Source organism: Pseudomonas sp. D3-10, from assembly GCF_051132175.1.
GTDB lineage: Bacteria > Pseudomonadota > Gammaproteobacteria > Pseudomonadales > Pseudomonadaceae > Aquipseudomonas.
Genome location: NZ_CP071668.1, coordinates 4,569,291 through 4,586,633 on the forward strand (window position 1 = coordinate 4,569,291; position 17,343 = coordinate 4,586,633).

At 61.5% G+C, this 17,343-nt stretch carries 16 protein-coding genes; 8 read left to right on the forward strand and 8 right to left on the reverse strand.

Going from position 1 to position 17,343, the window contains the following annotated elements:
* The first annotated feature begins 35 nt into the window (after positions 1-35).
* The gene (locus J3P90_RS20620; RefSeq protein ID WP_420764209.1) at positions 36-827 is read left to right on the forward strand and encodes an OmpA family protein; all 792 of its coding nucleotides are present in this window, start codon (positions 36-38) and stop codon (positions 825-827) included.
* A 186-nt stretch (positions 828-1,013) separates the two neighbouring features.
* Here the strand turns inward: J3P90_RS20620 and J3P90_RS20625 are convergent, their stop codons facing one another.
* The 8 genes from J3P90_RS20625 to J3P90_RS20660 all read right to left on the reverse strand — a co-directional run bounded on the left by J3P90_RS20625 (position 1,014) and on the right by J3P90_RS20660 (position 8,887).
* A complete protein-coding gene (locus tag J3P90_RS20625; protein ID WP_434609784.1) occupies positions 1,014-1,343 on the reverse strand; it encodes a hypothetical protein in 330 nt (109 codons plus the stop codon).
* Positions 1,340-2,245, reverse strand: a complete 906-nt coding sequence (locus J3P90_RS20630; protein ID WP_434650086.1) for an alpha/beta hydrolase — start codon at positions 2,243-2,245, stop codon at positions 1,340-1,342. The genes J3P90_RS20625 and J3P90_RS20630 overlap by 4 nt, the downstream gene beginning before the upstream one ends.
* A 60-nt stretch (positions 2,246-2,305) precedes the next feature.
* The gene (locus tag J3P90_RS20635; RefSeq protein ID WP_434675313.1) at positions 2,306-3,607 is read right to left on the reverse strand and encodes a flavohemoglobin expression-modulating QEGLA motif protein; all 1,302 of its coding nucleotides are present in this window, start codon (positions 3,605-3,607) and stop codon (positions 2,306-2,308) included.
* A 13-nt stretch (positions 3,608-3,620) separates the two neighbouring features.
* Positions 3,621-4,175 (reverse strand): hypothetical protein, encoded by a 555-nt coding sequence (locus tag J3P90_RS20640; RefSeq protein WP_434562495.1) that lies wholly within the window; start codon positions 4,173-4,175, stop codon positions 3,621-3,623.
* Between the two features lie 87 nt (positions 4,176-4,262).
* Positions 4,263-4,979, reverse strand: coding sequence for a TetR/AcrR family transcriptional regulator (locus J3P90_RS20645; protein ID WP_420764204.1), 717 nt, complete (start codon positions 4,977-4,979; stop codon positions 4,263-4,265).
* A gap of 101 nt (positions 4,980-5,080) precedes the next feature.
* Positions 5,081-6,583 carry a lysine--tRNA ligase gene (gene lysS, locus J3P90_RS20650; protein WP_434675314.1) on the reverse strand — a complete coding sequence of 501 codons (1,503 nt, stop codon included), beginning with the start codon at positions 6,581-6,583 and terminating at the stop codon, positions 5,081-5,083.
* A 107-nt stretch (positions 6,584-6,690) separates the two neighbouring features.
* Positions 6,691-7,786 (reverse strand): peptide chain release factor 2 gene (gene prfB / locus J3P90_RS20655; protein ID WP_095963568.1). Its coding sequence is split into 2 segments (ribosomal slippage): positions 6,691-7,713 and positions 7,715-7,786, totalling 1,095 coding nucleotides; the frame shifts between segments, so codons are not numbered across the junction.
* Between the two features lie 390 nt (positions 7,787-8,176).
* Complete coding sequence (locus J3P90_RS20660; protein WP_434650084.1) at positions 8,177-8,887, reverse strand: tellurite resistance TerB family protein; 711 nt, start codon at positions 8,885-8,887, stop codon at positions 8,177-8,179.
* A gap of 185 nt (positions 8,888-9,072) precedes the next feature.
* Between J3P90_RS20660 and J3P90_RS20665 the strand changes: the two genes are divergently transcribed.
* The 7 genes from J3P90_RS20665 to J3P90_RS20695 all read left to right on the forward strand — a co-directional run bounded on the left by J3P90_RS20665 (position 9,073) and on the right by J3P90_RS20695 (position 17,330).
* Positions 9,073-9,987, forward strand: a complete 915-nt coding sequence (locus J3P90_RS20665) for a LysR family transcriptional regulator (protein WP_420764201.1) — start codon at positions 9,073-9,075, stop codon at positions 9,985-9,987.
* Positions 9,988-10,084: 97 nt separating this feature from the next.
* A complete protein-coding gene (locus tag J3P90_RS20670) occupies positions 10,085-11,542 on the forward strand; it encodes a gamma-aminobutyraldehyde dehydrogenase (protein ID WP_420764200.1) in 1,458 nt (485 codons plus the stop codon).
* 82 nt (positions 11,543-11,624) lie between these two features.
* Positions 11,625-12,776, forward strand: coding sequence for a putative ABC transporter substrate-binding protein YdcS (ydcS, locus tag J3P90_RS20675; RefSeq protein WP_434675315.1), 1,152 nt, complete (start codon positions 11,625-11,627; stop codon positions 12,774-12,776).
* A gap of 194 nt (positions 12,777-12,970) precedes the next feature.
* Positions 12,971-14,008 carry an ABC transporter ATP-binding protein gene (locus J3P90_RS20680; RefSeq protein ID WP_434609772.1) on the forward strand — a complete coding sequence of 346 codons (1,038 nt, stop codon included), beginning with the start codon at positions 12,971-12,973 and terminating at the stop codon, positions 14,006-14,008.
* A gap of 1 nt (position 14,009) precedes the next feature.
* A complete protein-coding gene (locus tag J3P90_RS20685; protein WP_434609770.1) occupies positions 14,010-14,957 on the forward strand; it encodes an ABC transporter permease in 948 nt (315 codons plus the stop codon).
* On the forward strand, positions 14,947-15,759 hold the full coding sequence (locus J3P90_RS20690; protein WP_434609768.1) for an ABC transporter permease: 813 nt from the start codon (positions 14,947-14,949) through the stop codon (positions 15,757-15,759). Before J3P90_RS20685 ends, J3P90_RS20690 begins: the two co-directional genes overlap by 11 nt.
* A gap of 146 nt (positions 15,760-15,905) precedes the next feature.
* The gene (locus J3P90_RS20695; protein WP_434675316.1) at positions 15,906-17,330 is read left to right on the forward strand and encodes a gamma-aminobutyraldehyde dehydrogenase; all 1,425 of its coding nucleotides are present in this window, start codon (positions 15,906-15,908) and stop codon (positions 17,328-17,330) included.
* The last annotated feature ends 13 nt before the right edge of the window (positions 17,331-17,343 follow it).

The window sequence follows — 17,343 nt, forward strand, 5'->3', positions numbered from 1 at the left end:
CGACGCACTTCTCATTGATAAAAGGACGACAGACTATGACGCACAAACATTTCATGATGCCCGCCCTGCTTGCCGCCTGCGTAGCCCTGGCCGCTTGCTCCCACGATCCGAACGCGAACCTGGAACAGGCGCGCACCAACTACAACGGCTTGCAGGCCGACCCGGCGGCCACCAAGGTCGCGGCCCTGGAAACCAAGGACGCTGCCGATTTTCTCGCCAAGGCCGACAAGGCCTACATGGATAACGAGGACGAAGCCAAGGTCGACCAACTGGCCTACCTGACCAACCAGCGTGTCGAAGTGGCCAAGCAGACCATTGCCCTGCGCAACGCCGAAGCCGAGCTGAAAAACGCCGGTGACGAACGCGCCCGCGCACTGCTGGAAGCCCGCAACGCGCAGATCAAGCAGTTGCAGGACAGCCTCAACGCCAAGCAGACCGAGCGCGGTACGCTGGTGACCTTCGGCGACGTGCTGTTTGCCACCAACAAGTCGGACCTGCGTACCAGCGGTATGACTAACGTGAGCAAACTGGCGCAGTTCCTCCAGGAAAACCCGGATCGCAAGGTGATCATCGAAGGCTACACCGACAGCACCGGTTCGGACTCCTACAACCAATCGCTGTCCGAACGCCGCGCCAGCTCCGTGCGCACCGCCCTGGTGAAAATGGGCGTCGACCCGGCCCGCATCGTGACTCAGGGCTACGGCAAGGAATTCCCGGTCGCCGACAACACCAGCGTCTCGGGCCGCGCCATGAACCGTCGCGTGGAGGTCACCATCTCCAACGACAACCAGCCCGTCGCCCCGCGTTCGACCATGAGCGCCAACTGATCGGTTGACTGCAACTCAAAAGCCCCGCCTGACTTCAATCAGGCGGGGCTTTTTTATGATCAAATTTATTTGGCTGCACACGATCCTTGTGGGAGCGAGCTTGCTCGCGATAGGGGAGTGTCAGGCACTATCAATGCTGCTGAACCACCGCTATCGCGAGCAAGCTCGCTCCCACAGGGGTCTCGCTTAAGGCTGAAGTTTTTGTGGGGTCTCCTGCCCCATGCACCGCACCGCGCGCTTCTTCTCGTTGATCAGCACACCGGTCAGGCCTTTCTGTTCGGTGTCGAACAACACCAGCACGCCCTCGATGCACTGGGCCACTTGCGGCGCCGGCTCCAGGGAAACCTTGTAGTCCTCCCCCGGAACGGTCTTGAGCATGGTGAACTCGTTGAGCAGCAACGCATCCTCGGGCTTGGCGAAATGCAGGTAGCCGTAGTACCAGAGCGCCGCGACGGTGCCGAGGATGCTGCAGATACCTGTGATTATCAGGGGGATGGCGTTACGTTCTTCGCTCATTGCGGATTCTCAGGTGATTCAACGGGTGATTTCGGGTAATTCGGAATTTCGCCCAGGCGGCGCAGGCCGTCAAAGTGCCGGGGGTCGTCGAGGTAGCGCAGCATCACGGTTCGCCAGGTTGGGTCGGCGAAGGTCTGCACATGCCCGCCACGGGTCAGTTGCAGCACCCGTGGCGGCGGCGCAGCTTGATACAAGCGGATGCCGTTGGAAAGGGGCACGATCGGATCGTCGAGGCTGTGGTAGATCAGTTTCGGTACGCCGTTCAATTGCGCGATCGAGCCGATGGCGCTGTCGCCGTCCGGCACCAGCCACGACAGCGGCACCTGGAGTGGCCAGGTCAGCCATGAGGTGCCAAGAGCGAAACGCCCTACATCACGATAACTGGCGGGCACGCCGTCGAGCACCAAGGCCTTGAGCTGCTGCTGGCGCTGCGGGTGCTCGGCCAGGTAATGCACCGCCAGCGCGCCACCGAGACTCTGGCCGAGCAGCACCAACGGCTTGCCCCGCACTTCCGGCGCCTGGTCGAGCCAATTGAACGCGGCGTCGATGTCCTGGTAGATCGCCGGCAGGCTCGGCTCGCCTTCGGAAACGCCATAGCCACGGTAATCGACCATCAAGACTTGATAACCCTGCTCCGGCAACCACCAGCTCCCGCCGAGGTGCCAGGCCAGGTTGCCGCCGTTGCCGTGAAGATGCAGCACCGTGCCCTTGACCTCTACACCCGGCTTCACCGGCAGCCACCAACCCCGCAGCTTCAGCCCATCGGCGGTGGTCAGGGTGACGTCGCGGTAGTCAAGCTTGGCCCGTTCCGGGGTAAACGGCAGGCCGCGTTCGGGGTAGAACAGCAGGGAGCTGCAACCGCTCAGGGCCAGCAGCAGGCAAATGATGCCGAGGGTTCGCATCCGGTGAAGCCTCGCTAAAACTCAGGTTGAAACACGGTCCCACAAAGGATGGGGTGTTATTCAAAGGATATTGGAATAATCCGCTTCGATTCGGTCCAGGCTCAGGTGGTTCAAGAAGTTGGAGAAGCACATCCAGGCCGACAGCGCGTTCATGTCGCGAAATTGGTCGGGCAGGTACTTGGGCGGTACGACCAGGCCTTCATCCACTAACTGGCGCAACGTGCGCATGTCCTCCAGGGTGGTCTTGCCGCAGAACAGCAACGGCACCTGCTCCAGCTTGCCTTTGCGCACGGCCAGCTGAATATAGTTGTAAACCATGATGAAGCCCTTGAGGTAGGACAAGTCTTTGGTGAACGGCAGTCCGGTCGGCACCGAACCACGGAAAACCCGACTGGCGTTGCCGTAGCTTTCGGCCATTTCAAAGCCCTGTTCACGGAAGAACTCGTAGACCTGCAGGAAATCGGCGCCCTCTTCCACCATATGAATGGCACGAGTGCGGTTGGTGAGTTTGCGCAAGCGACTCGGGTAAGACGCGAAGGTGATGATCTCCATCAGGATCGCCAGGCCTTCCTGGGTCACTGTCGACGAGGGCGGGCCCTTGGACAGGAAGGTGCAGATCGGCTGGTTCAGGCCGTTGAGGGTGGTGCCGACGTGCACCAGCCCTTCATGGACCTCCAGGGCGCGCACATCGCGCTCGTTGAACATCGCGTCGGTGCGGATCTTGATGTAGTCGGCGCCCGCCGCCGCGTCGGCCACGATCCCGTCGGACTCGAACACGCGGATGGTTTCCTCGGCTTCGCCGAACACCCGGTTGAGGCGATGCTGCAACAGGCTCACGGCTTCCTTGGCGCTGAGGACCTTGGGCTCGTCCTTCAGGTCGCCACGGCCATCGATGTTGTTCAGGTAATCGGACAGCATCAGCCCCAGGTCGGCCAGGGTCGGGTCACCGGCGTGGAAGGCGTCGGACGCCGCGCCATACAGCTCCTGGGAAATCAGCCCGAAGTCCTCGGTGCCGCGCGCTTCGAGCATGCGCACCACCATGCGGTATTCCTTGCACATGCGGCGCATGATCTGGCCAACCGGGTTGAACTGCCCGAGTTGGCGGGTGATGTCGCGCTCGATGTTCTGAAACTCCAGCTTCACTTTGCTGGAATCGAACGACAGCGGTCGGTTGAGATAATAGTCGCGGTCCACGGCGGGCATTTCCTTGCCCTTGGTCTTGAGAAAACCTTTGCGGATGTTCTCGTCCCACTTCACCGCGTCGAGGATTCGAATCGGCGTCTGCGCCAGCACAATGCGATCGGACAAGGTGCGTATCGTCTGCTGGTAATCGTCCACCCGGAACTCCTGTGAAAAAAACATCCGCTTGTAGCAGTTATTGGGATTTGGCCAGTCGCTGATAGCGCACGGCTTCCGAGAACACGTCGGAATTGGCTGGGTCGTCGAGGTAGCTGAACACCTTGACCATGTCGCTGTCCACCAGCACGCCATCGCCCTCTTCGCTTGGGTTCGGCTGACCACTGAGGAGCTTCTGGCCGATGGCCTGGTTGATCTGTTCCATGTCCAGGTTGTAGACCACCAGTTCCTGTTTGTCGGTCAGTTCGAAACCGGCAATGACGAAATGTCCGCCATAGCGGGCCGGCACCTTGGCCGACAGGTACCAGCGGCTGCCGTGTCGGGAGACCGTCACGGGAATGGCTTCGCGTTCCCGGGGCTTGGCCCTGAAGTAGCTGATGGCCTGGTAGCGGTGCTTGCCGACTTGCGTCAGCTCCAGGTTCAACGGCTCGCCCCAGGCGTTGGTGCTGGTCCATTGGCCGAGCAGGCCCTTGGGCGCGGCTTCGCTGTCGGGCAACGGCGCCTTGAACGACACCAGGCACCCACTGAGCAGCAGCAACGACACGGCCAGAACAACGGCATGCCAGGCTTTCATTGGAACTCCCTATGGCTTCAGCGCTTTGTCTTGTGGCGAGGGAGCTTGCTCCCTCGCCACGGGGGACCTGTTGTACCCCAATAAGGGCTACACCGACGCCAGTACCAGGTGCATGTAGCGGGTCAGGATGCCGAGCATGTCTTCTTCAGCGACAGGCTCGGCGCCATTGAGCAAGCCCTGATATTCCATCCGACCGATAATCGCCGTCAACACTTTGGCATCCTGTTGCGGCTCGCGCGAGCCCAACACCTGGAAAAACTGACAGGTGCCATGGAGCAGGATTCGTTGATGAGAACGAACCAGTTCCGCCAGGCGTGGGTTGAGCAGCGCTTCCTGGCGAAAGGCCTGTTCGGCCATCAAATAGTCGCGACGACTCTGCAACTGATGCTGCACATAATCAGCGGTCATCCGCGCAATGTCGTCGGCCAATTGCGAGCGCGACTCGGCGCTGCCGTCCCCGTAGGCGACCATTTCACGCAGCAGCCCCTCGTTGTTGGTCCACAGCTTGGCCATGAACGCCGCGCTGCGCTCCACGTACTGGGCGAAGGTATCGGTGAGCAGGTCGTCGATGTCCTTGAAGTAGTAAGTGGTGGCCGACAGCGGCACGCCCGCTTCGGCGGCCACCGCGCGGTGTCGCACGGCCCGCACGCCATCGCGCACGACGATGCGCATGGCCGCGTCGAGAATGTCCTGGCGGCGCTGTTCACTGCCCTGTCGGCTGGCCTTGCGACCCTGGTACTGAACACTTTCAGCGACAGCAGTGGCGACGCCCGCTGCACCTTCTGGAGCCATTGCACGATTCACGACAGGTGTTTCCTCGCTATTTCAGAAGTAACCAATTGATACGTTTGTACCAGACAGGCAATAAAAAGCCGCCCATCGAGGCGGCTTTTTGATTCAGACCATTACGCTTGGGGCCGCATGTGCGGGAAGAGGATCACATCCCGGATCGACGGCGAGTTGGTCAGCAACATCACCAGGCGATCGATGCCGATGCCTTCACCTGCGGTCGGCGGCATGCCGTACTCCAAGGCGCGGACGAAGTCGGCGTCGTAGTGCATGGCTTCGTCGTCGCCCGCGTCCTTGTCGGCTACCTGGGCCATGAAGCGCTCGGCCTGGTCTTCCGCGTCATTGAGCTCGGAATAGGCGTTGGCGATTTCCCGGCCACCGATGAACAGCTCGAAGCGGTCGGTCACGCTTGGGTCTTCGTCGTTGCGACGGGCCAGCGGCGATACTTCGAACGGGTACTGGGTGATGAAGTGCGGCTGCTCCAGCTTGTGCTCCACCAGCTCTTCGAAAATCATCACCTGCAGCTTGCCCAGGCCTTCGAAGCCAAGCACCTTGGCGCCGGCCTTCTTAGCGATGGCACGGGCCTTGTCGATGTCCTGCAGATCGGCGGCGGTGATCTCAGGGTTGTACCTGAGGATCGAATCGAACACCGACAGGCGCACGAACGGCTCGCCGAAGTGGAACACTTTGTCGCCGTATGGCACATCGGTGCTGCCCAGGACCAACTGCGCCAGTTCGCGGAACAGTTCTTCGGTCAGGTCCATGTTGTCTTCGTAGTCAGCATAGGCCTGGTAGAACTCGAGCATGGTGAACTCGGGGTTGTGCCGGGTCGAAACGCCTTCGTTACGGAAGTTGCGGTTGATCTCGAACACTTTCTCGAAGCCGCCGACCACCAGGCGCTTGAGGTACAGCTCCGGGGCGATACGCAGGAACATTTCCATGTCCAGGGCGTTATGGTGGGTTTCGAACGGCTTGGCCGCCGCGCCGCCAGGGATGGTCTGGAGCATCGGCGTCTCGACTTCCAGGAAGTCACGCTTCATCAGGAAGCTGCGGATGTGGGCGATGACTTGCGAACGCACGCGGAAGGTCTGGCGCACGTCTTCGTTGACGATCAGGTCGACGTAGCGCTGGCGGTAACGTTGCTCGGTGTCGGTCAGGCCGTGGTGCTTGTCCGGCAGCGGGCGCAAGGACTTGGTCAGCAGGCGCACGCTGGTCATTTCGACGTACAGGTCGCCCTTGCCGGAGCGGGCCAGGGTGCCTTCGGCGGCGATGATGTCGCCCAGGTCCCAGGTCTTGACGGCGGCCAGGGTTTCTTCCGGCAGGGTCTTGCGGTTGACGTAGACCTGAATGCGCCCGGTCATGTCCTGGATCACCATGAACGAACCACGGTTGAGCATGATGCGACCGGCAACCTTGACCGCAATCGCCGCCTCGGCCAGCTCTTCCTTGGTCTTGTCTGCGTACTTCTTCTGCAGGACGTCGCAATACGCGTCGCGGCGGAAGTCGTTGGGGAAGGCCTGGCCCTTCTCGCGCTCGGCAGCAAGCTTTTCCTTGCGCAGGGCGATCAGGGAGTTTTCTTCCTGTTGCAGGGCTTGCGGGTCGAGTTCTAGGTCGCTCATGTCTTTAAGGATTCCATCACAGGTTCGTTGCCCCCGGCCCCGGGCCGGAGTTTGTGGGCAGGCCTCGCTTGCGTGCAAGCGTGCCTGCCCACCGCGTGGGTGTCGCGTTACAGCCCTTGCTTGAGGCTGGCGATCAGGTATTCATCGATGTCGCCATCGAGCACTTTGTCGCAGTCGCTGCGTTCGATGCTGGTACGCAAGTCCTTGATCCGCGAGGCGTCGAGCACGTACGAACGGATCTGGTGACCCCAGCCGATGTCGGACTTGGTGTCTTCCAGTGCCTGGGACGCGGCGTTGCGCTTCTGCACTTCCTGCTCGTACAAGCGGGCCCGCAACATTTTCATCGCGGTGTCTTTGTTGGCGTGCTGGGAACGTTCGTTCTGGCAACTCACCACCGTGTTGGTCGGTACGTGGGTAATCCGCACGGCCGAGTCAGTGGTGTTTACGTGCTGGCCACCGGCACCGGAGGAGCGGTAGGTGTCGATGCGCAGGTCGGCCGGGTTGATCTCGATTTCGATGTTGTCATCGATTTCCGGAGAGACGAATACCGCCGAGAATGAGGTGTGGCGCCGGTTGCCGGAGTCGAACGGGCTCTTGCGTACCAGGCGGTGCACGCCGATCTCGGTCCGCAGCCAACCAAAGGCGTATTCGCCCTTGATGTGCACGGTGGCGCCCTTGATCCCGGCGACTTCGCCGGCGGACAGTTCCATGATCGTGGCGTCGAAACCGCGTTTGTCAGCCCAGCGCAGGTACATGCGCAGCAGGATGTTGGCCCAGTCCTGGGCTTCGGTGCCGCCGGAACCGGCCTGGATGTCCAGGTAGGCGTTGTTCATGTCCATCTCGCCGCTGAACATGCGACGGAATTCCAGCTTGGCGAGGTTCTCGTCCAGGCGAGTCAGTTCGGCGACGACATCGCCGACCGCGCCTTCGTCGTTCTCTTCGACAGCCATGTCCAGCAGGTCGCGACAATCGGCCAGGCCACTGGACAATTCGTCCAGGGTCTCGACGATCTGCGCCAGCGCAGAACGCTCGCGGCCCAGTTCCTGGGCGTAGGAAGGGTTGTTCCAGACATTCGGATCTTCAAGCTCGCGATTGACTTCGGTCAGGCGCTCATGCTTTTGATCGTAGTCAAAGATACCCCCGAATAGTTTCGGAGCGCTCGGACAGGTCCTTGATAGTGTTCAGGATCGGGTTGATTTCCATGGCGGGCAGCACTCGTTGGCGAACTTTTGAAAGCCGGCGAGTATAACGTAATCAAACGCCAGCGGCAGCCCGCCCGGCGGCTTTAGGGGCAATGAGATTCCGCGTACGCCCCCTGTGGCGAGGGAGCTTGCTCCCGCTGGGGCGCGCAGCGCCCCTGAAACCAGTTGGCTCGGTGTGTCAGGTTGACCGAGGGAGCCATTTTAGGGCTGCTGCGCAACCCAGCGCGATCAAGCTCCCTCGCCACGAAAAGCATCTTTCGCCGCAAACCTATTCCACCCCCACCCGATTGCCGGCCGGAAGGTCGGAGGATCAGCAGCGACGGCTGGGACTGATCCCGCAGCAACCCTCCACAGGTATAGTTTCAACTCTTCCAATTACTCTACGAACAGATCAGGCAGCCGCCTGGCGCACCTGCTTTTCCAGTTCCGCCTTCAATCCCGGCTCCAGCTTCAACTGCCGCGCCAGTTCGTCGAGGTAGGACTTTTCCATGAAATTCTCTTCGTCCACCAACATCACACTGGCGATGTACATCTCTGCGGCGATTTCCGGGGTGCTTGCGGCACGTGCCACGTCGGTGGGGTCCAGCGGTTTGTTGAGCTCGGCATGCAGCCAGTGTTGAAGCTCCTGGTCGTTATCGAGCTTGGTGAATTCGCCTTCGATCAACTGCCGCTCGCGGTCATCCACATGGCCGTCAGCCTTGGCCGCCGCGACCAGAGCCTTGAGAATCGCCTGGCTGTGTTGCTCGACTTGCGCCGCCGGCACGCGGTCCAGGGTCTGCGGCTCGGTTTTCGGCGCGTTGCCCTGTTGGGCCTGCCAATTGCCGTAAGCCTTGTAGGCAATCACGCCCAGGGCAGCCAGGCCACCATAAGCCAGCGCCTTGCCACCAAAATTGCGGGCTTTCTTGTTGCCCAGCAGCATGCCCATGGCGCTCGCCGCCAGCGCCCCGCCCCCCGCGCCGGACAGCATGCCGCCCAGGTTGCCGGAGCCGCCGAGCAAACCGCCCAGGCCGCTGGATGGCTTGCCTTGCGAACCGCCGCCCTTGTTCTGCAACATTTCCTGACCGGACTTGAGTAACTGATCGAGCAATCCACGGGTGTTCATTTGCCGCCTCCACGCATTCGGGTTAACCGGATCATAAGGCCCTCAGCCTAGAACGAAAGTGCCCTACTACCCCTGGTCACATTGCTTCGAGATGTTGCCTGGGCAACCAGAGTCTCGCCGGCAACATTCGATAAAAACGATATACACTTCAAGGTCTCGATAAATCCGATCTCAGGATGTGCGTCATGATGACCCTGCGCCAGATCCGTCATTTCATCGCAGTGGCCGAGACCGGCTCGATCTCCGCCGCCGCGCAGACCGCATTCATCTCCCAATCGACCTTGACCCTGGCAATCCAGCAACTGGAAGAGGAAATCGGCGTCAGCCTGTTCAACCGCCACGCGAAAGGCATGACGCTGACCCACCAGGGACACCAGTTCCTGCGCCAGGCCCATCTGATTCTCGCCACGGTCGATAACGCCAAGCGTAGCCTGCAGCAAAGCACCGACCAGGTGGCCGGCCAGATCACCATCGGCGTGACCAGCCTGGTCGCCGGTTACTACCTGGCGGATCTCCTGACCCGTTTCCAGCGCGCCTACCCCAATGTGGCAATCCGGGTTATGGAGGACGAACGTCCCTACATCGAACATCTGTTGGTCAGCGGCGAGATCGATGTCGGCGTGCTGATCCTCTCCAACCTGGAAGACCGCCACGCCCTGCAGACCGAAGTGCTGACCCACTCACCCCATCGCTTGTGGTTGCCGGCGCAGCATCCGCTGCTTGAAAACGACAGCATCCACCTGGCGGATGTCGCCCGGGAACAGCTGATCCAATTGAACGTCGATGAAATGGACCGCAACGCGCAACGCCTGTGGCGCGGCGCCGGCCTGCAACCGCAAATCACCCTCCGCACAGCCTCGACCGAAGCGGTACGCAGCCTGGTGGCGGCCGGCCTGGGTGTTTCGATCCAGCCGGACATGACCTACCGCCCCTGGTCGCTGGAAGGCGACATCATCGAGGCGCGCCCCATCGCCGACCTCAACCAGACGCTGGATGTCGGGCTGGCCTGGCGCCGGGGAACTGCACGCCCGGCCTCGGTCGACCCGTTCCTGGCGGTCGCTCGGGAACAATCCCATGGCGGACGCAAGCCATCGATTTAATCGAACGCAGCGTTGAGTATTTCGAATTTGTAGGCCTTGCGAGTGCGCACTAGTCTTGCTGAATCCTCAAGACTGCTGACAACTCGAGAAATAAAACATGGCTGGCACGCAAACCCCGTTGTGTACCGCGTTGTTGATCAACGGAGAATTGGCGGCCGGCGAGGGTTTTGTCGAGCCGATTCTCAACCCGGCCACGGGTGAAGTGGTTGCGCAAATCGCCGAGGGCAGTATCGAACAGGTCGAAGCCGCGATCCTCGCGGCTCATCACGCCTTCGGCGGCTGGTCACGTACCACGCCGCAACAACGCTCGAACCTGCTGCTGGAAATCGCCAGCGCCATCGAAAAAAATGCCGATCACCTGGCCCGTCTCGAATCCTTGAACTGCGGCAAGCCCTTGCACCTGGCTCGCCAGGATGATTTGAGCGCCACGGTGGATGTGTTCCGTTTCTTTGCCGGCGCGGTGCGCTGCCAGACCGGCCAGCTCAGCGGTGAATACCTGCCGGGCTACACCAGCATGGTGCGCCGCGACCCGATCGGCGTGGTGGCCTCCATCGCGCCGTGGAACTACCCCATCATGATGGCGGCCTGGAAGATCGCCCCGGCCCTGGCCGCTGGCAATACCTTGGTGTTCAAGCCTTCCGAGCACACGCCGCTGTCGATCCTGGCCCTGGCGCCAATACTGGCCGAGATCCTGCCGCCCGGCGTCATCAACATCATCTGCGGTGGCGGCGAAGGCGTCGGCAGCCATCTGGTCAGCCATCCGAAGGTGCGCATGGTCTCGCTGACCGGCGATATCGTCACCGGCCAGAAGATCCTTCAGGCGGCGGCGAAAACCCTCAAGCGCACGCATCTGGAACTGGGTGGGAAGGCCCCGGTGATTGTCTGTGACGACGCCGATCTCCAAGCGGTGATCGAGGGCGTGCGCACCTATGGTTATTACAACGCCGGACAGGATTGCACCGCCGCCTGCCGGATCTACGCCCAGGCCGGTATCCACGACCGGCTGGTGGCGGAACTCGGCGCGGCGGTCGGCAGCCTGCGCTTTGCCGGCAAGCGCGACGCCGACAATGAAATCGGCCCGCTGATCAGCGTGCGCCAGCGCGACCGTGTCGCCAGTTTTGTCGAGCGAGCCCTTGGCCAGCCGCACATCGAACGCATCACCGGTGCGGCGGTGCATTCCGGGGCCGGTTTCTACTATCAGCCGACGCTGCTGGCCGGCTGCAAGCAAAGCGATGAGATCGTCCAACGGGAAGTGTTCGGCCCGGTGGTCACCGTGACCCGCTTCGACGAGCTCAGCCAAGCGGTGGACTGGGCCAACGATTCGGAATATGGCCTGGCCTCCTCGGTATGGACCCAGAACCTGGACAAGGCGATGCAAGTGGCGGCACGGCTGCAATACGGCTGCACCTGGATCAACAGCCATTTCATGCTGGTCAGCGAGATGCCCCACGGCGGCTTGAAACGCTCGGGCTATGGGAAAGATCTGTCCAGCGATTCGCTCCAGGACTACAGCGTGGTGCGCCATATCATGGCCCGGCATGGCCGGGAGCTTTGAGCTTGCAGCTAAGCTAAAACAATAACCAGCGACACGTTCTCAAAAAACTGCCCCGACCATAATTAAAGCAAGAGGGATTTCCATGTACGCGCACAAGACCGTATTGCTCAGTGCAATCACCACGGCGCTGCTGACCAGCGTCAGCGTCCAGGCCGCCGAACCGCTCAAGGCCATTGGTGCCGGCGAAGGCCAATTGGATATCGTCGCCTGGCCGGGCTACATCGAACGCGGTGAAAGCGACAAGGCCTATGACTGGGTCACCGGTTTCGAAAAGGAAACCGGCTGCAAGGTCAACGTGAAAACCGCCGCCACGTCCGATGAAATGGTCAGCCTGATGAGCAAGGGCGGCTATGACCTCGTCACTGCTTCGGGCGATGCCTCGTTGCGGCTGATTGCCGGCAAACGCGTGCAGCCGATCAACACCGCGCTGATCGCCAATTGGAAAAACCTCGACCCGCGCCTCAAAGACGCGCCGTGGTATGTGGTCAATCAACAGACCTACGGCACGCCCTACCAGTGGGGCCCAAACGTGTTGATGTACAACACCCAGGTATTCAAGCAGGCACCGACCAGTTGGAGCGTGCTGTTCGAAGCCCAGAACCTGCCCGACGGAAAGCCGAACAAGGGGCGCGTGCAAGCCTACGACGGCCCGATCTACATCGCCGACGCGGCGCTTTATCTCATGGCCGCCAAACCTGAACTGGGTATCAAGGACCCGTACCAGCTCGACGAAACCCAGTACAAGGCTGTGCTCCAATTGCTACGGGCCCAGCAACCGTTGATTCACCGCTACTGGCATGACACCACCGTGCAGATGAGCGACTTCAAGAACGAAGGCGTGGTGGCGTCCGGCGCCTGGCCGTATCAGGTCAACGGTTTGATGAACGAGAAACAGCCAATCGCCTCGACCATTCCCAAAGAAGGCGCCACCGGCTGGGCCGACACCACCATGCTGCACGCCGAGGCCAAGCACCCCAACTGCGCCTACAAGTGGATGGATTGGTCGCTGCAACCGAAAGTCCAGGGTGACGTGGCCGCATGGTTCGGCTCCTTGCCTGCCGTGCCCGAGGCGTGCAAAGGCAGCGAACTGCTGGGCGCCGAAGGTTGCAAAACCAACGGTTTCGACCAGTTCGACAAGATCGCTTTCTGGAAAACGCCCCAGGCCGAGGGTGGCAAGTTCGTACCGTACAGCCGCTGGACCCAGGATTACATAGCGATCATGGGTGGGCGTTAACGCACTATCTCCGTGGCGAGGGAGCTTGCTCCCGCTGGATGGCGCAGCCATCCCAAAACCAGCCGATGCGGTGAAACAGGCAAGACCGCATCGGTCGGTTTTGGGCGTGCTTCGCCCGCCAGCGGGAGCAAGCTCCCTCGCCACGGGATTGCATTTCAATATTCATAGCGCCCCGTTTTGTGGAGCCCCGCACCATGACACTTGCAGTCCAGTTCACCCATGTGTCCCGTCAGTTCGGCGATGTGAAGGCCGTCGATCGGGTCTCCATCGACATCCAGGACGGCGAGTTCTTCTCCATGCTGGGCCCTTCCGGCTCCGGCAAGACCACCTGCCTGCGGCTGATCGCAGGCTTCGAGCAACCCAGCGCCGGTTCGATCCGTATCCACGGTGAAGAAGCCGTGGGTCTTGCGCCCTACCAGCGGGACGTGAATACGGTTTTCCAGGACTACGCCCTGTTCCCCCATATGAATGTGCGCGACAACGTGGCCTATGGCTTGAAAGTCAAAGGCGTCGCCAAGGCCGAGCGCATCAAGCGCGCCGACGAAGCCTTGGAGATGGTAGCCCTGGGCGGCTACGGCGAGCGCAAGCCGGTGCAACTTTCCGGCGGCCAGCGCCAGCGTGTCGCCCTGGCCCGTGCGTTGGTCAATCGCCCACGGGTATTGTTGCTGGACGAGCCGCTGGGCGCCCTCGACTTGAAGCTGCGTGAACAGATGCAAGGCGAACTGAAGAAGCTGCAACGGCAGCTGGGCATCACCTTCATTTTCGTTACTCATGACCAGACCGAAGCGTTGTCGATGTCCGATCGCGTGGCGGTGTTCAACAAGGGCCGCATTGAACAGGTCGATACGCCGCGCAACCTGTACATGAAACCGGCCACTACCTTCGTTGCCGAATTCGTCGGCACCTCCAACGTGATCCGCGGCGAACTGGCGCGACAACTGAGCGGTTATCCACAGCCGTTCTCGATTCGTCCGGAACACGTGCGTTTTGCCGAAGGACCGCTGGCGAGTCATGAAATAGAGGTCAATGGCCTGCTCCATGACATCCAGTACCAAGGCAGCGCGACACGCTACGAATTGAAGCTGGAAAACGGCCAGACCCTGAGCCTCAGCCAGGCCAACACCCAGTGGAGCGACAACGGCACCCGGCATCAGGCCGGCCAGCACCTGGCCGTGCGCTGGGCCCGCGAGGCGATGGTTGCCCTGCACGACACCGTCGGCAGCGAGGTCTGAGATGAGCACCCTGGCCATGGCTCAAACAGCGACGCACGGCTCGGCGTTGCGGCGCTTTTCGAATCTGCTTTACCGACGACCGAATCTGTATCTGTCGATGCTGCTGGTGCCTCCGCTGATCTGGTTCGGCGCGATCTACCTGGGTTCGTTGCTGACCCTGCTCTGGCAGGGCTTCTACACTTTCGACGACTTCACCATGGCGGTCACGCCGGACCTGACCCTGGCGAATTTTTCAGCACTGTTTCAGCCATCGAATTTCGACATCATCGCTCGCACCCTGACCATGGCGATTGCCGTGTCCATCGCGAGCGCCCTGGTTGCGTTCCCGATTGCCTATTACATGGCGCGCCACACCAGCGGCAAGACCAAGGCGTTCTTCTACATCGCGGTGATGCTGCCGATGTGGGCCAGCTATATCGTCAAGGCCTATGCCTGGACGCTGTTGCTGGCCAAAGGCGGCGTGGCGCAATGGTTCGTCCAGCACCTGGGCCTGGGGCCGCTGCTGCAATGGGCGCTGGAGATTCCCGGCGTGGGCGGCAGCACGTTGTCCACATCGCACTTGGGGCGCTTCCTGGTGTTCGTCTACATCTGGCTGCCGTTCATGATCCTGCCGATCCAGGCATCCCTGGAACGCCTGCCGCCGTCGCTGCTGCAGGCCTCGGCGGACCTGGGCGCCCGTCCACACCAGACATTCATGCAGGTGATCCTGCCGCTGTCGGTCCCAGGCATCGCGGCCGGCTCGATCTTCACCTTCTCGCTGACCCTGGGGGATTTCATCGTGCCGCAACTGGTGGGCCCGCCGGGCTACTTCGTCGGCAGCATGGTCTACGCCCAGCAAGGCGCCATCGGCAACATGCCCATGGCCGCGGCATTCACGCTGGTGCCCATCGTGCTGATCGCCATCTATCTTTCCATCGTCAAGCGACTGGGGGCTTTCGATGCACTCTGACTCTCGAGCGTCATGGGGCCTGCGCATCGCGGCATGGGGCGGGCTGGTGTTCCTGCACTTCCCGATCCTGATCATCTTCCTTTATGCCTTCAACACCGAAGACGCCGCGTTCAGCTTCCCGCCCAAGGGCCTGACGTTGAAATGGTTTAGCGTGGCCTTTTCGCGCCCGGACGTGCTGGAAGCGATCAAGTTGTCGTTGCAAGTGGCGGCTGTCGCCACGCTGATCGCCATGGTGCTCGGCACCCTGGCCTCGGCGGCGCTGTATCGCCGGGACTTCTTCGGCAAACAAGGCATTTCCCTGATGTTGATCCTGCCGATTGCCCTACCGGGGATCATCACCGGCATTGCGCTGTTGGCGACCTTCAAGAGCCTGGGCATCGAGCCGGGGATGTTCACCATCATCGTCGGCCACGCAACCTTCTGCGTGGTGATCGTCTACAACAACGTCATCGCCCGCCTGCGCCGCACGTCCCATAGTCTGATCGAAGCCTCGATGGACCTGGGCGCCGACGGCTGGCAGACCTTTCGCTACATCGTCCTGCCCAACCTGGGGTCGGCCCTGCTGGCCGGAGGGATGCTGGCGTTTGCCTTGTCGTTCGATGAAATCATCGTCACCACCTTCACCGCCGGCCACGAGCGCACCTTGCCGCTCTGGCTGCTCAACCAGCTCAGCCGCCCTCGCGACGTCCCAGTAACCAATGTGGTGGCGATGCTGGTGATGTTGGTCACGATGTTGCCGATCCTCGGCGCGTATTACCTGACCCGTGGTGGCGAAAGCGTGGCGGGGAGCGGTGGGAAATAGATTCGCCGCCAAGATGATTATCCCCTGTGGGGGCGAGCCTGCTCGCGATGACTGACCAGCGCTCAACACAGATGTCGGCTGCATGGACGCCTTCGCGAGCAGGCTCGCTCCCACAGAAAAGCACTAACGTTCAAGAGGACATGGACATGCAAACCAAACTGCTTATCAACGGCCACCTCGTCAACGGCGAGGGCCCTGGCCAGGCCGTTTTCAATCCGGCCCTGGGCCGGGTGCTGGTGGAAATCAACGAAGCCAGCGAGGCCCAGGTCGATGCCGCGGTCCGCGCTGCCGACAACGCCTTCGAATCCTGGTCGCAGGTGCCGCCCAAGGACCGTTCCCTGTTGCTGCTCAAGCTGGCGGACGCCATCGAGACCCATGGCGAGGAACTGGCGAAACTGGAATCGGATAACTGCGGCAAACCGTTCAACGCCGCGCTGAACGACGAAATCCCGGCAATCGCCGACGTGTTCCGCTTCTTTGCCGGCGCCAGTCGCTGCATGAACGGCTCGGCGGGCGGCGAATACCTGCCGGGCCACACCTCGATGATCCGTCGCGACCCGGTGGGCGTCATCGCGTCCATCGCACCGTGGAATTACCCGTTGATGATGGTTGCCTGGAAAATCGCCCCCGCCCTGGCCGCCGGCAACACGGTGGTGCTCAAGCCGTCGGAGCAGACGCCGCTGACAGCGTTGCGCATGGCGGAATTGGCATCAGAGATATTTCCGGCGGGCGTGCTCAACGTGATCTTCGGCCGCGGGCAAACCGTGGGCAACCCGCTGGTCACCCACCCGAAAGTGCGCATGGTATCCCTCACAGGCTCCATCGCCACTGGCTCGAACATCATTTCCAGTACCGCCGACAGCGTCAAACGCATGCACATGGAGTTGGGCGGCAAGGCCCCGGTGATCATTTTCGATGATGCCGACATCGACGCTGCGGTGGAAGGTATCCGCACCTTCGGCTTCTATAACGCTGGCCAGGATTGCACCGCCGCTTGCCGCATCTACGCCCAGCAAGGCATCTACGACAAGTTTGTCGCGAAACTCGGCGCCGCCGTCGCCAGCATCAAGTACGGTCTGCAGAACGAGCCCGACACCGAGATGGGGCCGCTGATCACTGCCCAGCATCGTGACCGAGTGGCCGCCTTCGTCGAGCGAGCCATCGCCCAGCCCCACATCCGCCTGGTCACCGGGGGCAAGGCGGTAGAAGGCAACGGTTTCTTTTTCGAACCGACAGTGCTGGCCGATGCCCAGCAGGATGACGAAATCGTCCGCCGCGAAGTCTTCGGCCCGGTGGTGTCCGTCACGCCGTTCCTTGATGAAGCGCAAGTGTTGGCCTGGGCCAACGATTCGGACTACGGACTGGCCTCATCGGTATGGACCACCGACATCGGCCGCGCCCATCGCCTCTCGGCGCGGCTGCAATACGGCTGCACCTGGGTGAATACCCACTTCATGCTGGTCAGCGAAATGCCCCATGGCGGTCAGAAACGTTCTGGCTACGGCAAGGACATGTCCATGTATGGGTTGGAGGATTACACGGTGGTGCGGCATGTGATGTTCAAGCACTGATGTAAAGACAACG